Source organism: Vibrio kagoshimensis (assembly GCF_050337535.1).
Lineage (GTDB): Bacteria > Pseudomonadota > Gammaproteobacteria > Enterobacterales > Vibrionaceae > Vibrio > Vibrio gallaecicus.
This window is the reverse complement of sequence record NZ_JAKJSZ010000054.1, coordinates 1-1,574: the sequence shown is the minus strand read 5'-3', so window position 1 is coordinate 1,574 and position 1,574 is coordinate 1. Positions and strand designations below refer to the sequence as shown.

Annotated in this window: 1 protein-coding gene; it reads right to left on the bottom strand. The window is 49.3% G+C overall.

What is annotated here, in order from left to right; translation table 11 throughout:
- Positions 1–1,574, bottom strand: a 1,574-nt coding sequence (locus L4C37_RS22295; RefSeq protein WP_429770168.1) for an Ig-like domain-containing protein, incomplete at both ends; no start/stop codon positions are given.

The following is a 1,574-nucleotide window of genomic DNA, read 5'->3' as shown; positions in this document are numbered from 1 at the left end:
TGGGCTTGGGAACGTCGTCGTCACATTGCCTGCATCGATGTGCGCGTCCGTCAACTCGATCTCTTTATCGGTTGTGCCGTCGCTCACTGTGATTGTGTCGCCCTTCACTGCGCCCGCTGGCAACTCGACGCTCACGTCGATTTCGCCAACCAGCTCAGCTTTGCTGATCACACCGTCCGCTGGGTTGCTGTCTTCGGTGATGGTCACCGTTGGCGCCGCGTTGGTATCGCCCGCTAACGTATCGACTTCATACTCCTTAGAGGCAGACCCACTAAATTCATTACCAGTCCAATCATCACCAGTAACAGTGGCAGTAACCGAACTATCAGCAGCTAGGTCACTACCTTGAACATCAACACTCCAAGATTTATCGCTTAAAACTGTTGTCGAGTAAGTAACACCACCAACCACAACTGAAACCTGATCACCCGGTCTCGCGTCACCACCAACGGAACCAGTCAAAGTTACTGCACTTTCACTCTCGCTCTTACTAATTACATTATCATCGGTAATTGAATCAATCGTGATTGTGCCTCTGGCAAAAGTATCAACCAAATAAAACTCTGTTGAGGTCGCTGAGCCTATGTTTCCGGCAGCGCTAACAACATCGACTTTTGCGTCTACAACATTGTCCGAGTCCGATTGTAAATCTGAACCATTAACATCAATGCTGTATTTTCCGTCAGTCACCGTGCCGATGTATTCAACACCGTTAACTGTTAATGTCACAACGCCCGTTTCATACGTTTCGCCAGTTACAGTTCCCGTTATAGTTACTGTTCCCGAAACTTCTTTTGCATTAACAACGGAGTCATCGGTTATTGGGTCTATGTCGATATTGACGTTAACTAACGTCTCGTCAAAGGAGTGCGCCGAGCTACCTTTACTCTCAACTGAATTACCTGCGGCATCTTCAGATATAACAGAGACATCAAAAGCAGTGTCTGCCGCTAAGTCTTCACCGCTAACATTCAATTGCCAGTGTCCATCGGCGCCAACAGTTGTTGTGTAGGTCACACCGTTTATTTCAGCCGTTACAGTATCTCCAGGCTGAATATCACCACTAACAGCGCTGCCGGTTACAGCAATGGTTTGACCTTGCTCGGTAGCAGTAATTACATCATCTGATGTAATGTTATCTACGATCACACTTCCTGATTCTGCTTGCGTATCAAGAGWGAACGTCAGCGTTGAGCTGCCKGAYGTATTACCCKCTGCGTCGGTTTGACGAACGGTGATCGTGTTRTCACCTTCYGTTGGTACTGGCRCCGTTGTCGTCCAGTTTCCGTCRACAAGGTATTCGACTGTCGCGCCATCTTCTGTGCCACCGACKGTGAAGCKRCCGTCGTTRGTTAAGAARTCATCCGCCGCTGAGCCTGARTCYGTATCAAGTGTCARKRCTGGTGCATCAGGTGCTGTGGTATCAAGAGTGAACGTCAGCGTTGAGCTGCCTGASGTATTACCCGCTGCGTCGGTTTGACGAACGGTGATCGTGTTGTCACCTTCCGTTGGTACTGGSGCCGTTGTCGTCCAGTTTCCGTCGACAAGGTATTCGACTGTCGCGCCATCTTCTG